The organism is Stenotrophomonas sp. RG-453, assembly GCF_033843685.1.
Classification (GTDB): Bacteria; Pseudomonadota; Gammaproteobacteria; order Xanthomonadales; family Xanthomonadaceae; genus Stenotrophomonas; species Stenotrophomonas bentonitica_A.
In genome coordinates this window covers 34,731-58,742 of sequence record NZ_JAMYED010000009.1, presented here as the reverse complement: position 1 = coordinate 58,742, position 24,012 = coordinate 34,731, and the positions used below count along the sequence as shown (strand labels likewise).

At 65.5% G+C, this 24,012-nt stretch carries 23 protein-coding genes and 1 pseudogene; 11 read left to right on the top strand and 13 right to left on the bottom strand.

Annotated elements, in window-relative coordinates; all coding sequences use genetic code 11:
* Positions 1 to 53: 53 nt before the first annotated feature.
* Together NJD74_RS16665 and NJD74_RS16660 are read right to left on the bottom strand one after the other, a co-directional pair.
* On the bottom strand, positions 54 to 1,847 hold the full coding sequence (locus NJD74_RS16665) for a hypothetical protein (protein WP_319624612.1): 1,794 nt from the start codon (positions 1,845 to 1,847) through the stop codon (positions 54 to 56).
* A 155-nt stretch (positions 1,848 to 2,002) separates the two neighbouring features.
* The gene (locus NJD74_RS16660) at positions 2,003 to 2,608 is read right to left on the bottom strand and encodes a DNA-3-methyladenine glycosylase (protein ID WP_319624611.1); all 606 of its coding nucleotides are present in this window, start codon (positions 2,606 to 2,608) and stop codon (positions 2,003 to 2,005) included.
* A 181-nt stretch (positions 2,609 to 2,789) separates the two neighbouring features.
* Here NJD74_RS16660 and xth point away from each other — a divergent pair.
* A pseudogene (gene xth, locus NJD74_RS16655) lies at positions 2,790 to 3,566 on the top strand (exodeoxyribonuclease III); the annotation flags it as partial.
* Positions 3,567 to 3,667: 101 nt separating this feature from the next.
* A complete protein-coding gene (locus NJD74_RS16650) occupies positions 3,668 to 4,465 on the top strand; it encodes a helix-turn-helix transcriptional regulator (RefSeq protein ID WP_102789269.1) in 798 nt (265 codons plus the stop codon).
* 10 nt (positions 4,466 to 4,475) lie between these two features.
* Here NJD74_RS16650 and NJD74_RS16645 read toward each other — a convergent pair whose 3' ends face one another.
* Complete coding sequence (locus NJD74_RS16645; RefSeq protein WP_070474041.1) at positions 4,476 to 5,699, bottom strand: MFS transporter; 1,224 nt, start codon at positions 5,697 to 5,699, stop codon at positions 4,476 to 4,478.
* Between the two features lie 258 nt (positions 5,700 to 5,957).
* On the opposite strand from NJD74_RS16645, the gene NJD74_RS16640 reads away from it, so the two are divergent.
* Entirely contained in the window at positions 5,958 to 7,331 is a 1,374-nt protein-coding gene (locus NJD74_RS16640) for a serine hydrolase domain-containing protein (protein WP_319624610.1), read from the top strand.
* A 10-nt stretch (positions 7,332 to 7,341) separates the two neighbouring features.
* On the opposite strand, the gene NJD74_RS16635 is transcribed toward NJD74_RS16640, so the two are convergent.
* The 5 genes from NJD74_RS16635 to NJD74_RS16615 form a co-directional block, all read right to left on the bottom strand.
* Positions 7,342 to 8,094, bottom strand: a complete 753-nt coding sequence (locus NJD74_RS16635; protein ID WP_070474045.1) for a sulfite exporter TauE/SafE family protein — start codon at positions 8,092 to 8,094, stop codon at positions 7,342 to 7,344.
* Between the two features lie 9 nt (positions 8,095 to 8,103).
* Positions 8,104 to 9,051 (bottom strand): prolyl aminopeptidase, encoded by a 948-nt coding sequence (gene pip / locus NJD74_RS16630; RefSeq protein WP_319624609.1) that lies wholly within the window; start codon positions 9,049 to 9,051, stop codon positions 8,104 to 8,106.
* Positions 9,052 to 9,120: 69 nt separating this feature from the next.
* A complete protein-coding gene (locus NJD74_RS16625; protein WP_070474049.1) occupies positions 9,121 to 9,387 on the bottom strand; it encodes a hypothetical protein in 267 nt (88 codons plus the stop codon).
* Entirely contained in the window at positions 9,384 to 10,730 is a 1,347-nt protein-coding gene (locus NJD74_RS16620) for a TFIIB-type zinc ribbon-containing protein (RefSeq protein WP_319624608.1), read from the bottom strand. Before NJD74_RS16620 ends, NJD74_RS16625 begins: the two co-directional genes overlap by 4 nt.
* Positions 10,731 to 10,751: 21 nt before the next feature.
* The gene (locus NJD74_RS16615) at positions 10,752 to 11,891 is read right to left on the bottom strand and encodes an SPFH domain-containing protein (RefSeq protein WP_319624607.1); all 1,140 of its coding nucleotides are present in this window, start codon (positions 11,889 to 11,891) and stop codon (positions 10,752 to 10,754) included.
* A 149-nt stretch (positions 11,892 to 12,040) separates the two neighbouring features.
* On the opposite strand from NJD74_RS16615, the gene NJD74_RS16610 reads away from it, so the two are divergent.
* Together NJD74_RS16610 and NJD74_RS16605 are read left to right on the top strand one after the other, a co-directional pair.
* Complete coding sequence (locus NJD74_RS16610; RefSeq protein WP_026069848.1) at positions 12,041 to 12,667, top strand: sigma-70 family RNA polymerase sigma factor; 627 nt, start codon at positions 12,041 to 12,043, stop codon at positions 12,665 to 12,667.
* The gene (locus NJD74_RS16605) at positions 12,664 to 13,338 is read left to right on the top strand and encodes a ChrR family anti-sigma-E factor (RefSeq protein ID WP_319624606.1); all 675 of its coding nucleotides are present in this window, start codon (positions 12,664 to 12,666) and stop codon (positions 13,336 to 13,338) included. Before NJD74_RS16610 ends, NJD74_RS16605 begins: the two co-directional genes overlap by 4 nt.
* Here the strand turns inward: NJD74_RS16605 and NJD74_RS16600 are convergent.
* The gene (locus NJD74_RS16600; protein ID WP_319624605.1) at positions 13,328 to 15,115 is read right to left on the bottom strand and encodes a sensor domain-containing phosphodiesterase; all 1,788 of its coding nucleotides are present in this window, start codon (positions 15,113 to 15,115) and stop codon (positions 13,328 to 13,330) included. The two genes, NJD74_RS16605 and NJD74_RS16600, sit on opposite strands and share 11 nt — an antisense overlap.
* A 122-nt stretch (positions 15,116 to 15,237) precedes the next feature.
* Complete coding sequence (locus tag NJD74_RS16595) at positions 15,238 to 16,824, bottom strand: SDR family oxidoreductase (protein WP_070474057.1); 1,587 nt, start codon at positions 16,822 to 16,824, stop codon at positions 15,238 to 15,240.
* A 208-nt stretch (positions 16,825 to 17,032) separates the two neighbouring features.
* Between NJD74_RS16595 and NJD74_RS16590 the strand changes: the two genes are divergently transcribed.
* Positions 17,033 to 17,332 carry a hypothetical protein gene (locus tag NJD74_RS16590; protein ID WP_046272818.1) on the top strand — a complete coding sequence of 100 codons (300 nt, stop codon included), beginning with the start codon at positions 17,033 to 17,035 and terminating at the stop codon, positions 17,330 to 17,332.
* 123 nt (positions 17,333 to 17,455) lie between these two features.
* Here the strand turns inward: NJD74_RS16590 and NJD74_RS16585 are convergent, their stop codons facing one another.
* Both NJD74_RS16585 and NJD74_RS16580 read right to left on the bottom strand, forming a co-directional pair.
* Positions 17,456 to 17,650 (bottom strand): hypothetical protein, encoded by a 195-nt coding sequence (locus NJD74_RS16585; protein WP_070474059.1) that lies wholly within the window; start codon positions 17,648 to 17,650, stop codon positions 17,456 to 17,458.
* Between the two features lie 6 nt (positions 17,651 to 17,656).
* Positions 17,657 to 17,902: a hypothetical protein gene (locus NJD74_RS16580; protein ID WP_070474060.1), complete on the bottom strand. Its 246-nt coding sequence runs from the start codon at positions 17,900 to 17,902 to the stop codon at positions 17,657 to 17,659.
* 181 nt (positions 17,903 to 18,083) lie between these two features.
* Here NJD74_RS16580 and NJD74_RS16575 point away from each other — a divergent pair, with 181 nt between their 5' ends.
* The 4 genes from NJD74_RS16575 to NJD74_RS16560 are packed head-to-tail and all read left to right on the top strand — an operon-like array spanning position 18,084 to position 22,978.
* Positions 18,084 to 18,629 (top strand): sugar dehydrogenase complex small subunit, encoded by a 546-nt coding sequence (locus NJD74_RS16575; protein ID WP_083298839.1) that lies wholly within the window; start codon positions 18,084 to 18,086, stop codon positions 18,627 to 18,629.
* A 46-nt stretch (positions 18,630 to 18,675) separates the two neighbouring features.
* Positions 18,676 to 20,316 (top strand): GMC family oxidoreductase, encoded by a 1,641-nt coding sequence (locus NJD74_RS16570; protein ID WP_019183692.1) that lies wholly within the window; start codon positions 18,676 to 18,678, stop codon positions 20,314 to 20,316.
* Positions 20,313 to 21,710, top strand: a complete 1,398-nt coding sequence (locus NJD74_RS16565) for a c-type cytochrome (RefSeq protein ID WP_070474065.1) — start codon at positions 20,313 to 20,315, stop codon at positions 21,708 to 21,710. Before NJD74_RS16570 ends, NJD74_RS16565 begins: the two co-directional genes overlap by 4 nt.
* Positions 21,707 to 22,978, top strand: a complete 1,272-nt coding sequence (locus NJD74_RS16560) for a carbohydrate porin (RefSeq protein WP_319624604.1) — start codon at positions 21,707 to 21,709, stop codon at positions 22,976 to 22,978. The genes NJD74_RS16565 and NJD74_RS16560 overlap by 4 nt, the downstream gene beginning before the upstream one ends.
* 94 nt (positions 22,979 to 23,072) lie before the next feature.
* Here the strand turns inward: NJD74_RS16560 and NJD74_RS16555 are convergent, their stop codons facing one another.
* Entirely contained in the window at positions 23,073 to 23,477 is a 405-nt protein-coding gene (locus tag NJD74_RS16555) for a response regulator (RefSeq protein WP_319624603.1), read from the bottom strand.
* A gap of 161 nt (positions 23,478 to 23,638) precedes the next feature.
* Here NJD74_RS16555 and NJD74_RS16550 point away from each other — a divergent pair, with 161 nt between their 5' ends.
* A complete protein-coding gene (locus tag NJD74_RS16550) occupies positions 23,639 to 23,995 on the top strand; it encodes a YkgJ family cysteine cluster protein (RefSeq protein ID WP_019183696.1) in 357 nt (118 codons plus the stop codon).
* Positions 23,996 to 24,012 lie beyond the last annotated feature (17 nt).

The window sequence follows — 24,012 nt, the reverse complement described above, 5'->3', positions numbered from 1 at the left end:
TTCGAGTAGTGACGTGGAACTGTCCGCAACTCCTCAATTCAGGCGAACATCGTCTATTCAGCTTCCGCCGGATCTGAAAACGCCTCAGAATGGTTGTCTTCAAGCAACTGGATCAACCCGGAGGATTTAAACTGACCCTCCAGCACCGCCGCGAGTCGCGCATTTTGGCGGTCATCGCTTCCTGAACTATGCGGGGCGTTGACTATCAAGCAGCAGGCTTCAACAAAGCAGTGCGCTACTCGCCCGTACTCGTACTTTTTGTCCTCATATCTGGCTCGATGAAATTCAAGGGATTGTAGAACAATGAGCTTAAGTTCCTGTCCGGTCGCGCGGCGCAGGGCTTGAGTCCAGTCTTCCGTGGTAACGGAGGAGAGCAGCGCCTGGTCGCTCTCGCTTAGCTCCTTTCCTTCGTTGGCCCGACTGCACAGACCAGAAAGCGAGTTTCGTGAAAGGCTGATTGCGCGCATTCGACGCACCACATCCAATATCTTTTCATGAAGCAACGTGTGGCCTGGCGCGGGTACAGCCTCTTCTCCAGAGGAGTATCGCTGCTCAAAAGCGGATACCCACGCATCAATCAGCTCATCAGCCACCGCTTGGCCGCCACTCACTTCGCCTGCTTGATAATAAATGGCGTCGAGCAATGTAGCGTCGAGCCATTGAACACCCGCCCTGATGATTTCAAGGTCATGCAAGAAGGACCGATCGGGCTTCTTTACATTCCATTTGCGATCCTCCAGAAACTTCTCTGCCGCGACCCGTACCAGTAGCGCGGAGCGGTTTTCTGAGAATGCTCGAATCGCCTCCTGAATAGAGCGGGCGTCAATCTGCCCGGATTCTAGGTATCTGACAATGGCCTTTTCGAACAAGCCGCAGGATTTTATTCCAAGGCGATCCATGAGTAGAATCCAGCCTTCTCTACCGGCGTGTGGAGCTTCAGCGTCGCGATCTGACGCCACAACACGATCCGCAGTCTCGCTGAATGTTGAGCGGTAATTGACGACAAATTCAAAATCGGGTGCGTTGTCAAGCGAGCGATGATGAATCGCCCCAAGGAGTACCACTGACGGAACGACTCTGTCATGGATAGCCGTGTCGAGCTTGCCTGCCTCACCAAGGATGCGCCTTACAAGACGCTCAAGCTTGGAGATGACGCGAATGTTTGTGATCTGGCAAGCTTCAATCGCGGCGCGAAATTGATTTGGAAGCTCCGGCGCGGCAGCTGGCGTCAACCCTCGGCTTTTGTGAAGTGAAAGTGCAATGCTTGTCGCCTCAGAAGGAGACATCACCAGGCGTTGCTCTTCATCTACTACTTTCTCTCTAAACTGGCGCCAGATGAAGTCGTCAGTTAGCTTTTCTACATTGAGGATCAGCAGGATTTTACAGCCGAGTCGCTGGGCGCATTCCTCAACAAAGCCTAGAACTTCGTTGACATGGAGGGAGTCATGCTTGCGCTCGATATCGTCGATGACGATCAGCTTACCCCTCAACAACATGGGGACCGCCATGAAGCCTATTTCATCCAGTGCCTCGAAACTTGGGTGGAGAGCTGTTGCGGCCTTTTTACCGACGGATACCACGTTCCCGAGCATCTCTTTGACGGTTCCGCCACCGCTGGACTGAAGCACGGCTGCTTGAGCGAGCTTTAGCTTCAGATCGCGGATGCTGGTCACGCCGAACAACGAGCAATACATCGCGTTTCTGACAAGTGGATCGAGCGAATCCTCTTGGATTCCCTTCCAGAGGTGTGTTTTACCAACTCCCCAAGGACCAGAGAAGGCTACCACCTTCAATGTCCGATCAAGCAAAAGCGAGGAAAGGGCAGACTTGCAATCGATGTAAGACATGCTTGTCACGTAGCTCCATCTTCATTTTTAGGTAGCCGCAGGCTTGCTCCGCCATCGACCTGGATGGTGCGGATTTCTACAGGATGCATGGTGCCATGCCCCGCGCAGTCACTGATACCCCGTGAGACAATCGACAGCAGATTGTCTACAGAACTTCAATGCTTATGTCGGTGTGGCACTTTTGACACATGCAGGTGCTCGGGCACATGCCAGCGCCATGGAAACTCGATCGCCTTGCTGATCCCGATCCGCGGCCCGACCACCGGTGCGGCGGGTGGCGCCATCCCATCGGACACGATGCGGATGCCGCGGTCGTTACGGACCAGATCCGCGCCATCCAGCGCCTTGGTGATGCCCATCGCCTGCGACAGGCGGCCCGGGCCACTGGCCAGGTCGCGCTCGCGCTTGATCGCCGGACGCGCCTCGCGGATCAGCTGCAGCCCCGCAACCGGTTCCAGTGCGCGCAGCAGCACGCCCCAGCCTTGGCCGACGTCCCCACACACCGCGTTCGAGCCCCAGTGCATGCCGTAGCTGAAATAGACGTAGAGATGGCCGGCTTGGCCGAACATCGTGGCGGTGCGCGCGGTCATCCCGCGATAGGAGTGCGCTGCCGGATCCTGGTCACCCGCGTACGCCTCCACCTCCACGATCCGCCCGGCGCGACCGTCATCGCGCACCAGCAGTTTGTTCAACAGTTCCGGCGCTACCTCGGCCGGGTGCCGCTGATAGAAACGCCGCGGCAGAACCTTCCACGTCTTCATGACCTTCCGCGCAATGGATGCACCTTGCCAGTGTGGAACCAGCGCTTACTGTGACGCGCCGCGGGTCAATGCGCGATCAACGCCCCGCCATCGTCACGCCACGCTCGCCCCGCATTCGCGGCAGGTTGATCGAAACAGGGCAATCCTCGATGGCAGACACCGCCACCGCCAGCCACGCGCCATGCCCGCCAGAAAGCGCCTGAAAATCGCCACCTTCAACGTCAACGGTGTGCTGACACGGCTGCCCCATCTGCTGACGTGGCTGGCGCGCGAACAGCCCGATATCGTGGCACTGCAGGAACTCAAGGCCACCCAGGAGGCGTTCCCGGAGGCGGCGATCCGCGAGGCGGGGTACGGCTGCATCTGGCAGGGACAACGATCCTGGAACGGGGTCGCGCTGCTTGCGCGCGGCCAGGACCCGATCGAAAGCCGCCGCGGGTTGCCCGGCGACCCGAAAGACCACCAGAGCCGCTATCTGGAAGCGGCCGCGCATGGCGTGATCGTGGCGGGTCTGTATCTGCCCAATGGCAATCCGCAGCCGGGCCCGAAGTTCGATTACAAGCTCAAGTGGATGCAGCGGCTCCACAAGCACGCCAAAACGCTGGTCGCATTGCCGCATCCGGTCGCGCTGATCGGCGACTTCAACGTCGTGCCCACGGATGCGGATATCTACGATCCCAAATCGTGGCGCAAGGACGCGCTGCTGCAGCCCGAGGTCCGCCAGGCCTATCAGGCGCTGCTCGACCAGGGCTGGACCGACAGCCTGCGCGCGGTGCATGGCGATGCACAGATCTTCACGTTCTGGGACTACTTCCGTGAGCACTTCGCCCGCGAGCGCGGGCTGCGCATCGACCATCTTCTGCTCAATCCGGTGCTCGCGCCCCGCCTGAAAGATGCCGGGGTGGACCGCTGGGTGCGGGCGCTGGAAAAACCCAGCGACCATGCGCCCACCTGGGTCGAGGTCGTGGCACCGCCCAAGCCCCGATAGCCGCAGCGCGATGTCGAAAACACCGCCGACGCGGTAGAGTCCTCGGGCAGGCCGTTTGCGAGGGTATTGCCATGCCATATCGGAGAAAGGACATCGCCCCGGGCGTCGGCGAGGGCAAGCGGCTGCCGGCCGGCCCGGAGACCCCGGTGTTCTGTCGGGCGCGTGAGTATCCCGCCGGCACGATCATCGCGTTGCATCACCATCCGGACCGGCACCAACTGGTCTACGCCGAATCCGGCGTGCTGGTGGTGCAGGCCGGGGCAGGGCGCTGGGTGGTGCCCAGCACACGCGCGATCTGGATTCCTGCCGGCATGGGCCACAAGGTCAGCTGCATCGGCGCGGTCGGCATGCGCAGCCTGTACATCCTGCCGCAGGCGATCGCCCAGCCACCAGCCAGCGCCTCGACGGTCTCGGTCACGCCTTTGCTGGCCGCCCTGATTCATGCGGCGATGGACGTCGCGCCGCCGTATCAAGCCGATTCCCGCGACGGGCGGCTGATGCAGTTGATCCTGGATGAGCTGCAGCTGTTGCCGGTGCTGCCGCTGCATCTGCCGCAGCCGACCGACCCGCGGCTGCGCGCTATTGGGCAGCAGCTGGAATCCACGCCGGACGATCCCTCCACCCTGCAGGACTGGGCGCGCCGGCTGGGCGTGGACGTCAAGACCATCCAGCGCCTGTGCGCACGCGAGCTGGGCATGACCTTCGGGCAATGGCGCCAGCAGGCGCGTCTGCTGCGTGCGCTGGAGCAGCTGGCGCACGGCGAGAAGGTGATCGACGTGGCGCTCTCGCTGGGCTACGCCAGTCCGAGCGCCTTCACTGCCATGTTCAAGAAACGCTTCGGCCAGCTGCCGAGCCAGTTCTTCCATTGATGCGCGCGCCTCAGCGCATCGTGGTCTTCGGCAGGAACGCTGTCGCCAGCCCCAGCAGCGGCAGATACGAGGTGAAGTGGTAGACCCACACGATGCCGTGCACGTCGGCCAGCTTCCCGAGCCCGGCCGCGCCGATGCCACCGATGCCGAACATCAAACCGAACATCAGGCCCGACACCATGCCGACACGGCCCGGTACCGCTTCCTGCGCGTACACCACCAACGCCGCGAAGGCCGAGGACATCACCAGCCCGACCGCCACCGCCAACACTGCGGTGCCCATCAGGTTGGCGTAGGGCAGGGCGAGCGCGAACGGCGCAACACCGAGGAAGGAGATCCAGATCACCGCCTTGCGCCCGATCCGGTCCCCGACCGGACCACCGATGAAGGTACCCAGCGCGACCGAGGCCAGGAAGATGAAGAGGTACATCTGGCTCTGCTGCACGCTCAGGCCAAAGCGCTCGATCAGGTAGAAGGTGAAGTAGTTGGTGAACGAGGCGATGTAGACGAACTTGGCGAACATCAACACCGCGATCACTGCGATGGCCTGGATCACCTTGCCGCGGCTCAACCCGACGCCGTGGCTCTTGGCCAGGCTCTTCATCTTTGCCTGGCCGTGCTGCACGGTCCAGCCGGTGAGACGGAACAGCACGGTGATGGCCAACGCAGCCGCCAGCATGAACCATGCAATGGCACGCTGCCCGTGCGGGATCACGATCAAGGCCGCCAGCAGCGGCCCGATCGCCGAGCCGGTATTGCCACCGACCTGGAAAGTGGACTGCGCGGTGCCGAAGCGGCCGCCCGAGGCCATGCGCGCCACGCGCGAGGCTTCGGGATGGAAGGTGGCCGAACCGATGCCGACGATCGCCGCAGCAACCAGCAGCATTTCGTAGCTGGTCGCCACCGCCATCAGGGCGATGCCGACGAAGGTGGCGATCATGCCCGACGGCAGCAGGTACGGCAGCGGCCGTTTGTCGGTGTACATGCCCACCCATGGCTGCAACAGCGAGGCGGTGACCTGGTACACCAGGGCGATGATGCCGATCTGGCCGAAGGTGAGCGAAAACTCGCTCTTGAACATCGGATACACCGCCGGCAGCACGGCCTGGATCATGTCGTTGAGCAGGTGCGCGAAGGCAGCAGCGCCGACGATGCGGATCGCGAAACCCTGGTTGGGGGCCGGGGTGATCGGTTCGGTGGGGATGACGGGCGGGGCAGCGGTTTCAGTGGTCATGGGCCGGGATCAGGAGCGGGAGGGTGCCGATGCCTGGGTATCAGCGGCGTTGGCACCCGGAAGCGGACAGGCGACAAGCGTAGACCGCGGCTCGGGCCCCGTCTCTCGCGATATGGGCGGTGGTCGTCGCAATCAGGGCAGGCCCTCTGAAAAGCAGGCGGTACAGCCCAGGTGGTCCCGCGACGCGGCATACTCCCTCCGACTGCCGGACGGCAGCCCAGCGGAAAGGAGGACAGGATGTTGCCGATCAGAACACTCATGGTGGTGCTGCTGCTCTTCAGCACCTCGAGCTGGGCGAGGGTGCCCACCGACCCTGCGCAGGCCGAGCAGATCTTCACTCGCTGGCTGGCGGCCTACAACGCCGGCGACCGCCAGGAACTGCAGGCGGTGCTGTCGACCTACGGGATCGATCACACCGCGCAGCAGTATCTGGACATCCGCGAGACCTTCGGCCCGTTCGACGTGCTGACCAGGACCGTCGATACGCCCGATACCATCGCCGCCATCGTGCGGGGCACATCGAGCGATCGCGGGGTGCTGATCACCGTGGCCATCGATCCTGACAACAGACCCCGGCTCAAGACGCTGCAGCTGGAGGGCACCGAGATACCCGACGCATTCAAACCCGCGCGGCTTGAGATGCCCGCGCTCATCGCGCAGAGCCGCGCGCGATTGGACGGGCTGCAGGCAGACGGCAAACTCTCCGGCAGCTTCCTGCTGGCGAAGGACGGCGAGGTACTGATGACCTGGCAGGGTGGGCTGGCTGACCGCGAGCAGGGTGTCGCGGTCGATGCGGCCACGAAGTTCAGGCTCGCCTCGTTGAACAAGATGTTCACCGCAGTGGGCATCCTGCAGCTGGCCGAGGCTGGCAGGCTTTCGCTGGACGATACGATTGCCAGCCACCTGGAGGACTACCCCAACCAGGCGGTAGCCACGGCGGTCACGATCCGCCAGCTGCTCAACCACACCAGCGGCCTGGGCGAGATCTTCGACGACGCGTTCGAGACCCGCAAAGCGTCCCTCAAGACACTGCACGACTATTGGGCTGTGTACGGGGATGCAGCGCCTGCTTTCAAGCCGGGCACCCAGGACCAGTACTCCAACTACGGCTACATCCTGCTCGGCTCGATCATCGAGGCGGCCTCCGGGCAGCCCTACGAGGACTACATCGAGCAGCACATCTTTCGCGTGGCGGGCATGACGGCGACGGGCGCCATGCCGGAGGCTGCGCGCGTGTCCGGCCGCGCCATTCCCTACACGCTCAGCGACGGCCGCTGGGTGCGCGAGACCCGGACCCTGCCGCTGCGAGGCACGTCGGCGGGCGGCGGCTACAGCACCGCCCGGGATCTGCTCCGCTTCGCCGAAGCGCTGCGCGCTGGCAGGCTGATCCCGGCCGCGGCGGTGCAGGCAGCCACCTCGCCGCAGAACACCAAAGGCTGGTACGGCTACGGCTTCATGGTGAGTGGCGAGGAAGAGCGGCGCCAGTATGGCCACGAGGGCGGGGCGCCCGGCGCGAATGCCGCGCTCATCGTGCTGCCCAGCCAGGGCTATGTGGTGATCGGGCTGAGCAATGTCGATCCCGATGCGATGGAGAACGTGGTCAACTTCGTCGGCAATCGCCTGCCGCTGTAACCGGCTCGCCTCAGCGCCAGCCCAGCAGTGCCGGCAGCGAAGACGCCAGCAACGCGATCCCGGAAACGGTGAGCAGGCTCAGCACGATCTGGCGGAAGCGCAGATCACTGATACCGATGTACACGCGGGTGCCGAGCAGGGTCGGGATCAACATGGCCGGCGCGACGATGGCGAACATCGGCAGCATGTCACGGGTGACGATGCCCGTCCCCACGTAGGTGCCCATGGTGACCAGCAACATCGACAGATTGAAGTTCTGCACGACGGAGCGCTGCACATCGCGCTCATAGCCGCGCAGCGTGCACCACAGCGTCGGCAGCGTGCCGGTGAAGCCACCCAGCCCACCCATGATGCCGCCAGCGAACCCCACCACGCCGTCCGCCGCGCGCCCGCCGGCGGTGACCCGCGGCAGCTGGCGTGACAGCAGCATGGCCGGACACCACAGCACCAGCAGGGTGCCCAGGATCGCCTTGAGCCAGTTCATGTCCAGCAGGGGCAGCAGGTAGACGCCCAGCGGGATGCCGGCCAACCCACCCAGAACGAAAGGCAGCAGGGTCTTCAGGTTGAAGCCGCGGCGCACGGTGAAGGCCGCCAGCAGCTGGCCGGTGAGGGCACCGAACACCGAGAGCGTCGCCGCGAGCCTGGGGTCCAGCACCCAGGCCCAGAAGGACAGCGCCACCAGCCCGAAGGCGAAGCCGGAAAGTCCCTGCACAAAGCCGGCGACGATGGCGCCCAGCGCGACAACCAGGTAGATCGAATCCACTGCCGCTCCTTACTGCCTGCCGGCGAAGGCATCGGTGGCGCGCACCAGCGCATCTGCCGTCGCAGGTTCCGTTGCACTGTGGCCCGACACGACCATCTGCAGCGATGCTTCAGGCCAGGCGCAGGCCAGATCCCACGCGCTGCGCGCCGGACAGATGATGTCGTAGCGGCCCTGCACGATCACGCCCGGCAGGTGCCGGATGCGGTCGATATCCCGCAGCAGCTGCCCAGGTTCGAGGAAGGCGTGGTTGCGGAAGTAGTGCGCCTCGATGCGCGCCTTGGCCAGCGTATGCAGCGGATCATCAGCGGACACCGCATCCACATCGTGCTCAAGCGTGGCGGCGTGATCCTCCCACCCCAGCCAGGCCTGCGCCGCCGCGATGCGGGTCGCTTCGTCCGGGCTGTCCAGGCGCCGCCAGTAGGCGGCGATCATGTCGCCGCGCTCTTCTTCAGGGATGTATGCCTCGTAGCGCGCCCAGCGCTCCGGGAAGATCCAGCGCGCACCGCCGTCGGCTTCGGCGAACCAGCGGTTCTCCTCGGCGCGGCCGAGGTACACGCCGCGCACGATGACACCGGTTGCGCGTTCCGGGTGTGCCTGGGCGTAGGCGAGTGCCAGCGTGGAACCCCACGATCCCCCGAACACCAGCCAGCGGTCGATACCCAGCGCCTCGCGGATGATCTCCACGTCCGCGACCAGGTGCTGCGTCGTGTTGTCGCGCAGCTCGCCGAATGGCGTGGAGCGGCCGCTGCCACGCTGGTCGATCAATACGATGCGATAGCGCAAGGGATCAAAGAAGCGCCGGTGCGTCGGCGATACCCCGGCGCCCGGACCACCATGCAGGAACACCACCGGGATGCCATCTGGATTGCCGCATTCCTCAACGAACAGGGTGTGCAGGTCATCGACCGCCACCTGATGGGTGCGGAAGGGTGTGATCGCCGGATAGAGCGTGCGCATGGTGGGGTCCTGCGGAAAACTGACCCCACATGATACCGCCCGGGTTCGTCGAGCCGCGTCCGTGACGCGTCACAATGGCGGCGGACTGTCCCTGTCGCGCTGAACGCGTGTTCGGTACGCGCGCACGTTGTCGCCACGGATGCGCCGTTCCTGCGTGCCGGTGATGGTGTCGACCTTGCGATCCGCGCCGGTCACCGGCTTGGCGTCGATGGTCGTTTCATGCTCGAACGCATGCGACTTATCGGTGTTGCGGTAGTAACGGTACAACGCCCAATACAACGCCGTCGCACCGGCGGGGCCGGCGGCAAGCAGCCAGAGACCACTGTCATCGCTCATGAGGCAGCTACCAGGAAGAAAAGCACGAGGGCTTCGATGATGGTGCCGGTGGTGAGCGCGGCCAGCAGCAGCTTCCACTGCTGCACCGGCACGCTGCCCATGGTTTCACCGGTGCGGCCGTTCACCGCGATGTAGTGCAGCATGCCGCCATTGCGGCCGGGTTGGTGGTAGGAGTAGAGCCACACCGGCAGGTACATCGACACCCAGCGGGTGCCATGCACGTCCACGCGTTCACGTTCCCAGCGTACGCCCCGATCGTAGCGGCGCACCGAGCCTTCCACCTGCGCGCGGGCGATCGACAGCAGCTGGTCCTCCAGCCGTGGGCGCAGCGTCTCGACATCGAGGTTGCGCTTCTCCGAAGTGAAACCGGCCAGGTAGGAGGCGTTCCACTTCAGCGCGTTCTTGGTATCGAACGGCAGGATCGCGTTGATGATGTTGTTGGTATTGCTCTGGATGTCCAGATTGCCGCGTTCGGCGGAGGACTCCAAGGTCAGGTCGTCCACGGTGAAATCGACCTGGCGGTCGACCTGGTACACGTCGGCGTCGTAGTAGGTCTGCTTGTTCTTTTCGGTGCCGCGCGTGTACTGGCGCGTCTGGATTTCACCCTTGCCCGAGACGCTGGCACTGACGTTGCTGTCCACGATCATATAGGGCAGGTAGACGCCAGTGACGTTCTCCGGTGTGAACTGGTCCTTGAAGGCTTTCAGCGCGAACAGGCGCCGCTTGTCCACGAACTGCCGGATCCGCGCGACCGCGTCGTCCTTGCTGATGCGGAACGGAAGCACCGCATCGGGCACCGCGCCGTTGGCGATCTGTTCGTTGACCCCGAACACGTGGCGGCACCAGTGGCAGCGTGCGGTCATGGTGCTTTCGGTGTTGATGGTGACTTCCGCCCCGCAGCCAGTGCACTTGAAGCTCATCAGGCTGGCGGCGCCAGCGTCGATGTCGCGCGCACCGGACGCGATCACCGTACCGCGAAGCTCGCCGATCCCTTCGCCGAACCCGAACGCTTCCTCGACCCGGTCGCCGTGCCATTCGTGACGGCAGAACTGGCAGACCAGTACATCGGTGCCGAGTTTGAGCCGCACATCGCTGGAGCCGCAGTTCGGGCAGCGGTTGACGCCGTCCTTGAGCTCGGCCGCAGAGGTGTCCAGCGCGGCCGGATCAGGCGCCAGCACTTCGTCGCGGATGGGCTGGGGCAGGGTGGCCGGGTCGATCGGGAAACTGCCCGGCAGCGGGGGCACGTCCCGGGGCGAACCCGGGCCGGTGACCGGCGCTGCCGGGGAAGGCGGCAACGGCGGCGGACCCGCCGGGATCGGCGGTGGCATCTTGGGGTCGGACATGGTGTCGGTGCGCTCGGTGTCTTACAGCCCCAGCGCCTTGGCCTTGAGCTTGTCGTAGTCGTCCTGGGTGATCAGGCCGAGATCCAGCATCTCCTTGGCCTTCTTCAGCTTGGCGACCGGGTCGTCCGCGGCCGGGGCGACAGGCTGCTGCATCCCGCCAACCCCGAGCATGCCCGAGGCCATGCCGACACCGACCAGGCCGGCGGCACCGCCGTTCTCGCCCGCCGACTGGATGCCCTGGGCCACGCTGGCCTGCAGGTTGGAGTTGCCGCGCGAGCCGGCCAGTGCATCGGCGCGCTGCACGGTCTTGAGCAGTTCACGGGTGTTGGCGTCGTACTCGATCGAGACGATGGCGGTCTTGACGATGGCCAGGCCGCGATCGGACTTCCACTGGTAGCCCTGCTCGACGGCAGCGGACAAGCTCTGCGCGAAGCCCAGCGAGTCCTGCTGCAGCTTGGTGATCCGGTTGCCCTTGCCCGGGTCGTTCGTATACAGGCTGAAGGCCGGGGCCAGCGAGCCCACCACTTCGTTGAACAGCTGGCTGGCGGCGGCGTTGTCCAGATCGGTGAAATCGAACACCTGGCCCGGCTGCAGGTAGCTGGCCGGCACGAAGTTCTTCACGAACAGGATCGGATCGACGATTTTCAGCGTGTACGAGCCGCGTGTGACCGCGCCGACCTGCGTGCCGAGGAAGCCATCGTCCCAGTAGATTTCGGACTGCGTGCCGAAGCGGTTGTCCGGCAGCTCTTTCAGCGAGACGAAGAAGGCCGCCTGCTGCGACCCGGGCTGGCCGCCGAACTTGAAACGTTCCCAGCTCTGCTTGATCAGCGGGCTGACGAAGCCGTCGCCGGCGAAGATCGACTGCGAGTTGGTATCGTCCGAGCGCCATTCATAGCCACCCGGCTCGGCGACGAAACCGGTGATCGCGCCGTCCTGGAACAGCAGCAGGCCGTAGCCTTCGGGCACGACGATCATGGAGCCGTTGGTGATGATGTTGGAGGAGGCGCTGGTGTTGGAGCCACGCCCGGCATTGGTGCCGCGCGGGACCGCCGCGAACAGCGCTGCCGTGGAGGGCAGGCCCGTCGGCACGGTGTAGAAGTCCTTCCACTGGTCGGCCAGAACACCACCCACTGCACCTGCCACCGCCTGACGAAGACCCATGACCAACTCCCTGTGATTCGTGGCCGGGCACCGTGCCCGCCATGCTCGGCCGACTATATCAGCAGCCAACGCACCTGCATCCAGAACGCCGCTCTGCTCGTACAAGCGCCATGAACCCCAAGTCGCCGATCCCCCGGAAGTGGCCTACCATGGAGGCTGACCCGCCTGTTGCCAGGATGACGCCCTTCGAGGCCGCCCGGATGATTGCCGCCCCCGCTCAATCCACGACGGAGATCAAGACCTGGGCGGCGGAGATGGCGGCGGTGGCCGGCTCGCGCGACCGCGAGTGCTTCCTGCGCATCTACGACCACTTCATGCCGCGTCTGTGCCGCTACCTGGGTGGGTTGGGGGCGGCCGATGGCGTGGCCGAGGATCTTGCCCAGGAAGTGCTGCTCAAACTGTGGAACCGTGCCGACCTGTACGATCCGGCGCGCAGCAGCCTGGGCACGTGGCTGTACCGGGTGGCGCGCAACATGCATATCGACCGCGTGCGCCGGGAACATATCTGGGTGCATGCCCACGAGGTGGTCGAGCAGGCCGCCGAAGAGGCCGACGGAGGCGGCTCGCTGGCCGAGCGCCATACCGAGCACGTCAGGCTCAAGCAGCGGCTGGACGAACTCTCCGCAACGCAGGCCCGTTTGATCCGGATGTCCTACTTCGAAGCCAAGACCCACGCCGAGATCGCCACCGAGCTGCATATGCCACTGGGCACCGTGAAATCCCATATCCGACGCGCGTTTCTGCAGTTGCAGTCGCTGATGGGAGAGTCGCGATGAATCCTCGTCATCACCTGGACCCGACCACCGTCCTGGGCTTTGCCACCGGAACCCTGGCGCCGGAAATGTCGGTGGTCGCCGCGGCGCACCTGGAAGCCTGCGCCTACTGCCGGGAACAACTGCGCGCGGCCGAACGGGTCGGGGGACTGCTGCTGGAGCAGCAGTTGCCGCCGCCCTGCGCGGAGGATCGCCAGGCCGCGCTTCGGCAGACCATGCTGGCGCGCCTGGATGCCGCGACAGCGGAGGATGGCATGCGTGCCCAGGCAGCGGTACGCGGCGCGCCTGGGCACGACCCGGATCAACTGCCGGCGGCGCTGGCGCCGCATTTCGGAACCTCCTACCGCTCGCTGAAATGGCGGTGGATGGCGCCGGGTGTCCACTGCATCCGCGCAGCGGCGCACCCGTCGTTGATCATGCTGAAAATAGCCCCGGGCAAATGCCTGCCCATGCACAGCCATGGCAGCAGCGAGCTGACCCAGATCCTTCGCGGTGCCTACGATGATTCACTGGGGCATTTCGCCCCCGGCGATGTGGCCGATCTCGACAGCCAGGTCGAGCATCAGCCGGTGACCACCCCCGGGGTGGCGTGCATCTGCGTTTCAGCGCTGGATGCGCCACTGGTCTTCAGCGGATGGTTCGCGCGGAAGCTGCAGCAGGTGTTCAAACTCTGACCGGGCAGGCCGTGATCGCGGCCGCTTCGAACACCTGCATCACCAAGGCCGGGGACATCGGCCGGGCAAGCAGGTAGCCCTGGACTTCATCGACCCCCATCGCAGCCAGTACCTCCACCTGCGCCTGCTGCTCGACTCCCTCGGCCACGGTGAGGTAGCCCAGCTCATGCGCCAGATGATGGATGGCCGAGACCTTGGCGCGCGCCCGGGGATTGATGGCGATGCCATCGATCAACGATTTGTCCAGCTTCACGGTGTGGATGGGAAGGTCGGACAGATAGCTGAAATTGCTGTAGCCGCTGCCGAAGTCGTCGATCGCCACGGTGATGCCGGCCTGCGCCATCGCTGCGATATGGCCAATGGCCGGGGAACCCGGGCGCAGCCATTCGCCCTCGGTGATCTCCAGTTCGATCATCGAGAACGGCAGCGCCCTGTGCTCGAGTTTGCTGCGGATGTCGTGCCATGCCGAGGCGTTGGACAGATAACTGCTGGAGAGGTTGATCGAGACCGGAATATCCAGCCCTTGGGCGCGCCACGCCTGGACCTGATCGAGCGCGGTGTCGAGCACCCAGTTGGTCACCTCGTCCATCAGGGCGGTCCGCTCGAAGACCGGAATGAACTCGGTCGGGCTGATCGACCCCAGGGTGGGGTGGGTCCAGCGGATCAGGGCTTCGGCCGAGACCGGGCGCCGGCCGTCCAGGGTGAAGCGGGGCTGGTAATCCAGGTGGAAATCGCCGGCCTGCAGCCCGCGTTCGGCATCGGAGGCCAGGCGGTAGGCGCGGTGCATCTTTTCGTCGCGCTGTTCGGAGTACCAGCAGAACGGCCGCCGTGCGTCGAACGCACCGTGCATGCTGACCAGCAGCCGCCGCAGCAGGTCGTGGCTGTCTTCTTCGCCCGGTCCGACGGCGCAGATGCCGGCATGGAAGCGCGGCGACATCGGCACTGCCGCGGCCATCAGCGGGCGCAGCATGCGCGTTCTCAACTCCAGGATCAGCGCCTCCACCTGGGCTGCGGCCGGCATCTCGACCACGAAAGCAAACCGCGTTACCCCCACGTGGTACACCGTGGCCACGCCCTCCAGCGCGGCACGCAGGCGGACGCCGGCGCGCCGGATCAAGGCCTCCAGCGGACGCAGGCCCAGCACCTGGCCCACCTGGTTGGCGCGTGGAATATCGAGGATGTCCACCGCGACGGCGTAGGCCGTTCCTTCAGTGCAACGCGCCAGGATGCCGGGCAGATCCGCATGCAGCTGGTGCCGGCTCGGCAGCCCGCTGACCGGGTCCAGCCGACCGGACATCGCACGCAGCTCCAGCTGCGCGACGACCAGTTCGGCCAGGGTGGCCAGCTGATCCTGATCACCCTCGTTGAACGTGCGCGGGCGTGTGTCCATGACGCACAGGGCACCGATGGCGACCCCGTTCTTTGCCACCAGCGGTGCGCCCGCGTAGAAGCGCAGATGCGGGCTGTCGGTGACCAGTGGGTTGTCGCGGAAGCGGGGGTCCTGGCGGAGATCCGGAACCACCAGCACGCCATCGGCGGTGACGGCGTGGGCGCAGATCGAGGCGCGGATGTCGGTCTGTGCCATGGGCAGGCCGATCCGGGAAAGGAAGCGCTGCTTCACATCCCCGAGGATCGAGACGAATGCCACCGGGGCATCGAAGGTGTAACCGGCCAGCGCGGTGAGCCTGTCCAGTGCAGGCAGGGACGCCAGACCGTCGACCTGCATGGCACTGAGGACCGCGCTGCGTTCGTCGCGTTGTGAGGTGGGGGGGCTCATCGTGATTCGACTGGGGGTGGAGGCCACGGCCGAAGCCGGAAAAGTGGGCCTCCTGTCCCTTGCCGCTCGAACCGGCGGCGTTCCTTCCAGGCTATACGTACGACAAACGCACCTGGATGCAGTTACCAGTCGGTGGGCGCGTAGTCCTTCAGGAACTGACCCCAGACGTGCTCACCGGTGTTGATGCCGTGGATGATCGGGTCGACAATGCGGGCGGCGCCGTCGACGATATCCAGCGGCGGATGGAAGCGCTCTTCCTTCACTTTCTTGGCCGCGATATCCGCCGGATCCTCGTCGGTCACCCAGCCGGTGTCCACGCTGTTCATGTGGATGCCGTCGTTCTGGTAATCGGCCGCCGAGGTGCGCGTCATCATGTTCAGCGCCGCCTTGGCCATGTTGGTATGCGGGTGGCGGGTGGTCTTGAAGTTGCGGTAGAACTGCCCCTCCATCGCCGAGACGTTGACGATGTGCTTGTCGCGCTCCGGCGTGCGCAGCATCAGCGGCTTCAGGCGCGCATTGATGATGAACGGTGCGATGGCGTTGACCAGCTGGGTTTCCAGCAGCTCCACCGAGGGCACTTCGGCCATCAGCATGCGCCAGGAGTTGCGCCCGCGCAGATCCACCTGCTGCAGGTCCTGGTCCAGGCGACCGTCCGGGAACAGATGCTGCTGCGCCACCAGCTCATCGTCCAGCAGCGGCACCTGCGACAGCTCGGCGGCACGGGTCAGGCCGTTGGCGGCATTGAAGTCGCGGCCCTGGACCACCGGCAGCCCGGCCGAGGCGGTGGTGCCGAGCAGTTCGGCGCTGCGCAGGCCTTCGTAATCGCCGATCAGCTTGCGCAGCGTGTCCGGTACCTCGTGCAGCGGCGCGGTTTCACCGGCCATCATGTGCGCATAGAACTGCGGCGGGCGGCGCACGGTCTGGCAGGCGTTGTTGATGATGAAATCCAGGCGCGAGCGGGTGGCCAGCAGTTCGCTGCAGAAGGCCTCCACGCTGGGGGTGTGGCGCAGGTCCAGGCCGTACACCTGCAGGCGGTGGCCCCATTCGGCGAAGTCGGGCTCTTCGGCGTAGCGCGCGGCCGAGTCACGCGGGAAGCGCGTGGTCACAATCAGGTCGGCGCCGGCGCGCAGAAGCTTCAGGCCGGCCTGGTAGCCGATCTTGACCCGGCCGCCGGTCAGCAGCGCGACGCGCCCGGTCAGATCCGCGGTCTCGGTGCGCTTGAAGAAGTTCAGCTCGGCACAGGCCGGGCACATCTGGTCATAGAAATGATGCAGCTGGGTGAACTTCTGCTTGCAGACGTAGCAGTGGCGCAGTTCCGGGGAATGCACCGGCTCCGGCGCGGCGGCGGCATGCTCGCCATTGGAGGCGTCATGCAGGCCGGCGGCATGGGGCGGGAAGTAATTCGGGGTGCTGAACACGGGCTTGCGGCGCAGGGCGCGGATGCCGGTCTGCTCCAGCAGTGCCTCGGCCTTGGCCACTTTTTCCTGGTGCCGGGCCTTGGCCTGCTGTTTCAGCTTCGCCCGCCGCGCCTTGGGCTCGGGGTGGTAGACCTTCGCCACCACCTGGTGCAGGCGGGTGCGGTCGGCGTCGGGCAGCGTATCGAGCACGCTGCGGTCGGCTTCGATGGCCTCCAGCAGGTCCAGCGCGGCGCGCAGCCGGTCGGTCAGGGGCAGGTCGTCGTCGGCAGGGGGCAGGGCGATGGTATTCAATTCGGGTCCGGGAAAAGCAGCAGGAAGACAGGCAGGCGGGCGCCGCGCGGTGGCCCCCGACGGGGCATGCGCCGGCAGGCCGGGGCAAACGATGGGCGGCTATTGTCCCTGATCCTGGGATTTGGTGCTGAGCGGCGCCGTCTGGCTCCACATCCGCTCCACACCGCCCCCCATAGAGTGGCCTCCACCCAATCGATGGCCCTTCCCCGTGAGCCTGCAGACCTCCGTGTCCCTTCCGCTTCCCCGGCGCCCGTTGCCGGACAGTTGCCACTTCGAGCTGCTGGATGTGAGCGCCCTGCAGGACCCGAGCAGCGGCCGTATCGTGCATCTGTACTCGATGGTGGCGCGGTGCCTGTCCTGTGAGGTGGTGTTCAATGCCCGGGAAGGGGAAGGATTCGTCAGCACCTCGGCGGCGCGCCTGCTGCGCTGCCCCACCGGCTGCGGCGAGCAGTCCCTGAAGGGGGCCGCATTGCGCCAGTGGCGTGCGGCGGGCGTGTGCGGCACCTGATCCGATCCGGGCAGCCGCATGAGCATGCGGACCCGCAGTTGCAGGGTGCGGATCTGCCGGCCGATGAGCACGCCAGATCCAAGAACAACGTCCAGCCCTGATCGGCACGAACGTCTCGCTCGCTCAGCCTGACGCGAGCGAGGCCTGCAGCGCAGTGGCCAGCGCGGCGTCACCATTCACCAATTCGGTCCACTTCAGGGTGAGGCCATTCCGTTTTCCCTTCGGCACCAGCTTCAGGCCGTCGGGATCGATGGTCAGCGTGTACGCCTGGTCGCCGATCTGGACCTCCCGGCGCACGGGTTTATCGAGCGGGGTCATGGGGGATCACGGCTTCGGCGGGGATTCGCGCTTCGGTTCCGCGCTGGTCCCGGTGTCGTGCCCGGAGTCCTGCGCCTCGGAGGCGGCCGTTCCACTACCGCCACCGGGCACGTTGCGCGACGTATCGCCCGCGGCCGGGGCGGTGGCAGGCTGCTCGATCGTATCGGCGTGCTTGCCTTGATCAGTGTGCTCGGCCTGGCTGCAGGCAGACAGCGCCATCGTGGCAAGGGCGGTGAGCAACAAGGTGCGCATGACGATTCTCCGGGAGTGATACCACTCCGGTTTGTAACGCTGAGGCTGTTGCTGATCCGTGATCACCTCGTTGATCACTCTGTGACGACAGCGGCATGGAGTACCCTTGCCGCCGTCGATGCTTAGCCGTTCCGTGGTCTGCGGGCGGGGAGCCGGCGTGTTACGGAGCAGAGTAGACATCATGAGTATTCCCGAGGGAGTGGACGAGAACCGGCGCGGGCACGGCCTCACACGACGAGGCTTCCTTCTTGCGGTTGGTTCGGTTTCGCTGCTCGCGGCCTGTCGTGATAAAGCGCCTGCGGTGGCAACGCCCGCCGCAGCAGCGCCGGCGGCCAGGACCGATACCGCCTTTCTCTCGCTGTCCCGCGCCCTGACCGACAAGAACGACCTCGACCCGGCCACGGCCGAACGGATCGAAAAGGCGTTCGCCACCCTGCAGCCCGACCTGCATGCGCGGTTCCCCGCCCTGGTCACGCTGGCCGGGCAGGTGAGCGGTGCCACGGCGCTGGTCGCCGCCGCCGGCGAGGCCCAGCCCGCGGCGCTTGCCATCATCACTGCCTGGTATACCGGCACGGTGGGCAAAGGGGTCCACGCCGTGACCGTGTCCTATCGCGATGCGCTGATGCAGCGCTGCGTGGACGACGGCCTTTCGCCACCGACCTATGTCCAGGGCGGACCCGCCTGGTGGACCGCTGAGCCGCCGGCCCCGATTCGAGCCCACGCATAATCCTGCGCGGTTCTCTTTTTCCTGTTACTGATCTGGAATCCCTCTCATGAAAGCTCCGGTTTTCCGTGATGGCGACGTCGATGCCGACGTCGTGATCGTCGGCTCGGGCGTCGTCGGTGCATTGATCGCCCACCAGCTGGTGCGCGCCGGCAAATCGGTCCTGGTCCTTGAGGCCGGGCCCCGCTTGAACCGCTCCGATGTAGTCGAGAACTGGCGGAACGTCAGTTTCGAGCGCCGTATCGGCAGCGACTTCCAGGGGCCATTCCCGCAATCGAAATTCGCGACAGCGCCGCTGTATTTCCCCGCCAACGACTACGTCGGGCTGACCGGGCCCGATGCCAGCAGCTTCCATCAGGGCTTCATCAAGGCCGTCGGCGGCACCACCTGGCACTGGGCGGCGTCGTGCTGGCGCCATCTCCCGGTCGACTTCAAGATGCAATCGGCCTATGGAGTCGGTCGCGATTGGCCGATCAGTTACGAGGACATCGAGCCGTACTACTGCCGTGCCGAGGAGGCCATGGGCGTGTCCGGGCCGAACGACCCGGCGCAGCAGAGCCCCTCGGAGCGCTCGAAGCCTTACCTGGCCGACATGATTCCCTGGGGCAACGGCGACAAGGTGTTCGCCGAGGTGGTCAATCCGCACGGCTACAACCTGGTGCCGATTCCGCAGGGGCGCATGATCAAGCCGTGGAATGACCGGCCTGCCTGCTGTGGCAACAACAACTGCCAGCCGATCTGCCCGATCGGGGCGATGTACAACGGCGTGCACACCGTCCAGGCCGCCGAGGCGCTGGGCGCCAAAGTGTTGGCCGAATCGGTGGCGTACAGGATCGATACCGACGACCAGAACCGGGTCACTGCGATCCACTGGTATGACAGCGACAAGGTGAGCCACAAGGCCACCGGCCGCAGTTTCGTGATCGCCTGCAACGCGCTGGAAACACCGCGCCTGTTGCTGCTGGCCGCCAACGAACAGAACCCGAACGGCATTGCCAATTCCTCCGACCAGGTCGGCCGCAACATGCTGGACCACTCCGGCTTCCACTGCTCCTTCATTGCCGACCGGCCGATCTGGCTGGGACGTGGTCCGGCGCAGTCCAGCTGCATGGTCGGGCCACGCGACGGGGCGTTCCGCTCGGAGTACTCGGCGACCAAGATCATCCTCAACAACATCAGCCGCGTGGCGATCGCCACCGACCAGGCCTTGAAGATGGGGCTGGCCGGTGAGGCCCTGGATGCGGAAATCCGCCGCCGTTCTATCTACGGGGTGGACCTGTCGATCAGCCTGGAGCCGCTGCCGGATCCGAGCAACCGGCTGACGCTCTCCAAGACCCGCGTCGATGGTCATGGCCTGGCCTGCCCGGACATCCATTACTCGCTGGGCGATTACGCGCGCAAGGGCTACGACAAGTCCTGCGAGCAGCTGCGGCACATCGGCAAGCTCTTCAATGCCGAAGAGTTCGTCATCACCACGGCGCTCAACGCCAACAACCACATCATGGGCTCGACCATCATGGGTGCCGACCCCCGGGATTCCGTGGTCGACGGCGACTGCCGCGCGCATGACCACCCGAACCTGTGGCTGCCGGGTGGCAGCGCGATGGTCTCGGCCAGCGTCGTCAACAGCACCCTGACCATGGCTGCGCTGGCGCTGCGCGCGGCCGATGCGATCGAGCGTGCCGCATGAAGACCTTCCTTCTTATCGCGTTCGGCCTGCTGGCCGGTGGCAGCCAGGTTGCACGTGCCGACGAGACGGTCGAGCGCGGTCGCTACCTGTCCGTGGCCGCCGATTGTGTGGCCTGCCATACCAGCCCGAAGCAGGGCAAGCCGTACGCGGGCGGTTATGCGATCGCCTCGCCACTGGGCGAGATCTGGGCCAGCAATATCACCCCGTCCAAGAGCCATGGCATCGGCAACTACACGGAAGGCGATTTCGCCAAGGCGGTGCGCGAGGGCGTGCGCAAGGACGGCGCGCATCTGTATCCGGCGATGCCCTACACCTCGTACGCGAAACTGACCGACGATGACATCCACGCGCTGTACGTCTATTTCATGCAGGCCGTCGCGCCGGTGGATGAAGAGGCGCAGACCACCGAGCTGCCGTTTCCCTTCAGCGTCCGCTCGTCGATGGCGGTGTGGAATCTGCTGTTCCTGGACAAGACGCCCTTCAAACCTGATCCGGCGCAGAGCGCCCAGTGGAATCGCGGCGCCTATCTGGTGGAAGGGCTGGCGCACTGCTCCAGCTGCCACAGCCCGCGCGGGTTGATGATGCAGGAGGTGGGTGGCAAAGCCTTCGCCGGCGGTTCGTTGGGTGACTGGTATGCCCCCAACATCACCTCCCATCCGATCAGCGGCATCGGCGGCTGGAGCGATGACGAACTGGCCCGATACCTCAAGACCGGCCGGGTGGAGGGCAAGGGACAGGCCGGCGGCGGCATGGCCGAGGCGGTGACCAACAGCCTCTCCAAGCTGCGCGATGAAGACATCAGCGCCATCGTGACCTACCTGCGGACCGTGCCTGCGGTGGCCGACAAGGACGCCACCCGCGCCGCCTTCGCCTGGGGCGATGCCGCCAAGGCGCCCGGTGAGCAGCCGGTGCGCGGCACGGACGCGCCGATCACCTCCGGTGCGGTGCTGTATTCCGGCCTGTGCGCCAGCTGCCACGGGCCGCAGGGCGAGGGCAGCAAGGACGGCTACTACCCGTCGCTGGTGCACAACAGCACCGTCGGCATGACCCGGCCCCAGAACCTGGTGGCCACCATCATCGGCGGCATCGACCGCGAGGTGGATGGTCAGCATGTGGTGATGCCGCATTTCTCCGAGGGCTCTTACGTCCAGGCGTTGAGCGATGCCGATATCGCCGCCGTTGCGACGTATGTACGGACCAACTTCGGCCCCGGTGATCAGGTGACGGAAGCGCAGGTCGCGCTGATCCGCGACGGCGGTGAGAAGCCCTTGCTGGCCAAGATCGCACGCCTGTGGCTGCCGCTGCTCATCCTCGGGCTTGCGGCGTTCGTGGTGGTGATCGCGATGGTGCGACGCGCCTGGAAGAAACGCAGGCTGCGGAGGGCCTCGGCATGAAATACACCCCCTGTCTGATCACCGTTGGTCTGTTGGCGGCCGCGACCAGCGTACCGGCCTGGGCGGCCGACGCCGAGGCGCCCAAGCCGAAACCGGTGGATACCATCGCCCAGACACCGCTGAGCGCGGCGTGGGCGGCCCGGATATGGCTGCAGGACCGCGGCGTGACCCCGAGCGCCCGGATCGTGGTCGCCACCGGCGTCAACAGCGACGGTTACAAAGGCACTGGCTGGTCGACCGCCGAGCACGTCGACATCGGCGCGATGATCGATACCGGCAAGGCCTTCGGTGTTGACGGCACGATGCGCGTGGTCTTTTCCGACCGCTTCGGCAACGCGGTCAACGACCGCTCCACCGGCTCCTACGTGCAGAACCAGGCCTTCTACGGGCAGGGCCAGAACCTGCGTTTCAATGAACTCTCCTACGAGCGCTGGCTGCTGGACAAGCGCTTGAGCCTGAAGGGCGGCTTCTACTCGATGGGCAACGACTTCGGCGGTCTGCCCTATACCTGCAATTTCAACAACAACGGCCAGTGCGGCCACCCGCTGGGGCCGATCTACAGTTCCGGCTGGCTCGACAACCCTACCGGCCAGTGGGGCCTTCGGGTGAAATGGGCCGACCCTTCCGGCTGGTACGCCCAGACCGGCATCTATGACGTCGTGCCGATGCGCAAGCAGGCCGGCAGCGGCTTCCGGGTGTCCGACCGTGGCAAGACCGGTCTGTTCCTGCCTGTCGAAGTGGGCTACAGCCACGGCAACACCGGCGCGCATTACGGCGGCACCTACAAGGTGGGCTACTACCTGGACACCTCCAACGCCGACGATATCGGCAATCCGGCGGCGCCACGTGCCTCCCATCGCAGCGGCTCCTACATCCAGCTGGCGCAGCGCGTGCTCAAACCCGAAGGCGACACCGTGCGCGGGGTGTCGGTATTTGGCGTGGCCACGCGCGCGGATGCCAAGACCGGCCTGATGCGTTACTCGTGGGAGGCCGGCCTGAGTTGGCGCGGTGTCGTGGCCTCGCGCGAAGACGACGTGCTCAGTCTCGCCTGGACCCGGCTGGACATCTCCGACCGCCTCGCCGAGTACCAGCGCATTACCGGCAAGGACGTGCAGAGCAACGAGCAGTTCGTCGAGCTGAACTACGGCGTGCAGGTCACCCCGTGGCTGATCCTGCGGCCCGCGGTGCAGTACGTCGCGCGGCCGGGTGCGTATGACAGCCGCCCGGACAGCTGGGTGTTCACGCTGCAGGCGCAGGCGACGCTGTGAGGGGGGCGAAAGGGCGCCCGTAATGCAGGCGCTCTGTCCGGGACCATGCGACCGTACGGTGGTGCGGTCGCGGCGCTGCGTCGTCGCTGGGGCACTAGGCCTGCTGTGGGTTGCCCGTTGACCCCGATCCTGTGGCCAGCGCTTCTGCCACCCGTTGCTGCAACACGCGGATGTCGAAGGGCTTGGACACGAAGGGCACCCGTTGATGGGCGCGTGGCACTATCTGGTGATAGACCGCGGAGGCGAACAGGAAAGGGGTGCCCGTGGCGGCCAGTCGGTCGGCCACAGGGAAGACCGATCCGTCGCGAAGCTCCACGTCGAGGATGGCCGCATCGAATCGCTGGCCGGTGAGGGCGCTGAGCGCATCCGTCGCGGAATCAGCGCTGACCGCCGTATGACCTGCCTCCTGCAGCACTTCGATGAACAACCGGGAGAGCTCGGCTTCGTCTTCAACAACCAGTACGGTACGGCCTGTAGGTACAACAGTGGAACGGTTCATGGGGGTGGGACAAAAGAAGAGGCCTCCATGGTGTGCCTGCACGCGTCAAGGACGAGGGAAGGGCCGTTGCCTGTCCGTTGACACGCGCCGGTCGGCCGCCGCCCCCGCGGCCGCCGGAGGCGTAAAATGGCCAGCCGCTGACGCTGACGAGTGCCCTCCCCATGCCCTATGCGACCCGTGACGCGATCCAGCGGCTTCGCGAGCAGATTCCTTCGTTCCGCTGCGTAGTGGGGTGCCACGACTGCTGTGGGCCGGTCACCGCCTCCAGCGAGGAAGTGGCCCGCCTGCCGCTCAAGAGCGATGCCGAGCATGCCGCCGCCCTGGAAGCGCTGAGTTGCCCGTATCTGGGCGCCAATGGCTGCGAGGTCTACGAAGAGCGGCCGTTGATCTGCCGCATGTTCGGGACCACGCCTACGCTGCGCTGCCCGAACGGCCAGCGACCGGTCTACATGCTGGACGAAAGCGTCGAAGCCGAGATCCACCAGTTCCTGCGCAGCACCCGCCAGGTCCTCATCTGACGGGCACTGTGGCTGTG

Excerpts from the sequence above, each read along its gene's own strand:
- NJD74_RS16625 (WP_070474049.1), bottom strand. The coding sequence starts at position 9,387 with ATGAGCGATGACAGTGGTCTCTGGCTGCTTGCCGCCGGCCCCGCCGGT.
- NJD74_RS16650 (WP_102789269.1), top strand. The coding sequence starts at position 3,668 with ATGCCATATCGGAGAAAGGACATCGCCCCGGGCGTCGGCGAGGGCAAG.
- pip (WP_319624609.1), bottom strand. The coding sequence starts at position 9,051 with ATGCGCACGCTCTATCCGGCGATCACACCCTTCCGCACCCATCAGGTG.
- NJD74_RS16620 (WP_319624608.1), bottom strand. The coding sequence starts at position 10,730 with ATGTCCGACCCCAAGATGCCACCGCCGATCCCGGCGGGTCCGCCGCCG.
- NJD74_RS16600 (WP_319624605.1), bottom strand. The coding sequence starts at position 15,115 with ATGAGCCCCCCCACCTCACAACGCGACGAACGCAGCGCGGTCCTCAGT.
- NJD74_RS16560 (WP_319624604.1), top strand. The coding sequence starts at position 21,707 with ATGAAATACACCCCCTGTCTGATCACCGTTGGTCTGTTGGCGGCCGCG.
- NJD74_RS16640 (WP_319624610.1), top strand. The coding sequence starts at position 5,958 with ATGGTGGTGCTGCTGCTCTTCAGCACCTCGAGCTGGGCGAGGGTGCCC.
- NJD74_RS16610 (WP_026069848.1), top strand. The coding sequence starts at position 12,041 with ATGGAGGCTGACCCGCCTGTTGCCAGGATGACGCCCTTCGAGGCCGCC.
- NJD74_RS16660 (WP_319624611.1), bottom strand. The coding sequence starts at position 2,608 with ATGAAGACGTGGAAGGTTCTGCCGCGGCGTTTCTATCAGCGGCACCCG.
- NJD74_RS16555 (WP_319624603.1), bottom strand. The coding sequence starts at position 23,477 with ATGAACCGTTCCACTGTTGTACCTACAGGCCGTACCGTACTGGTTGTT.
- NJD74_RS16665 (WP_319624612.1), bottom strand. The coding sequence starts at position 1,847 with ATGTCTTACATCGATTGCAAGTCTGCCCTTTCCTCGCTTTTGCTTGAT.
- NJD74_RS16645 (WP_070474041.1), bottom strand. The coding sequence starts at position 5,699 with ATGACCACTGAAACCGCTGCCCCGCCCGTCATCCCCACCGAACCGATC.
- NJD74_RS16550 (WP_019183696.1), top strand. The coding sequence starts at position 23,639 with ATGCCCTATGCGACCCGTGACGCGATCCAGCGGCTTCGCGAGCAGATT.
- NJD74_RS16575 (WP_083298839.1), top strand. The coding sequence starts at position 18,084 with ATGAGTATTCCCGAGGGAGTGGACGAGAACCGGCGCGGGCACGGCCTC.
- NJD74_RS16605 (WP_319624606.1), top strand. The coding sequence starts at position 12,664 with ATGAATCCTCGTCATCACCTGGACCCGACCACCGTCCTGGGCTTTGCC.
- NJD74_RS16565 (WP_070474065.1), top strand. The coding sequence starts at position 20,313 with ATGAAGACCTTCCTTCTTATCGCGTTCGGCCTGCTGGCCGGTGGCAGC.
- NJD74_RS16585 (WP_070474059.1), bottom strand. The coding sequence starts at position 17,650 with ATGACCCCGCTCGATAAACCCGTGCGCCGGGAGGTCCAGATCGGCGAC.
- NJD74_RS16570 (WP_019183692.1), top strand. The coding sequence starts at position 18,676 with ATGAAAGCTCCGGTTTTCCGTGATGGCGACGTCGATGCCGACGTCGTG.
- NJD74_RS16580 (WP_070474060.1), bottom strand. The coding sequence starts at position 17,902 with ATGCGCACCTTGTTGCTCACCGCCCTTGCCACGATGGCGCTGTCTGCC.
- NJD74_RS16615 (WP_319624607.1), bottom strand. The coding sequence starts at position 11,891 with ATGGGTCTTCGTCAGGCGGTGGCAGGTGCAGTGGGTGGTGTTCTGGCC.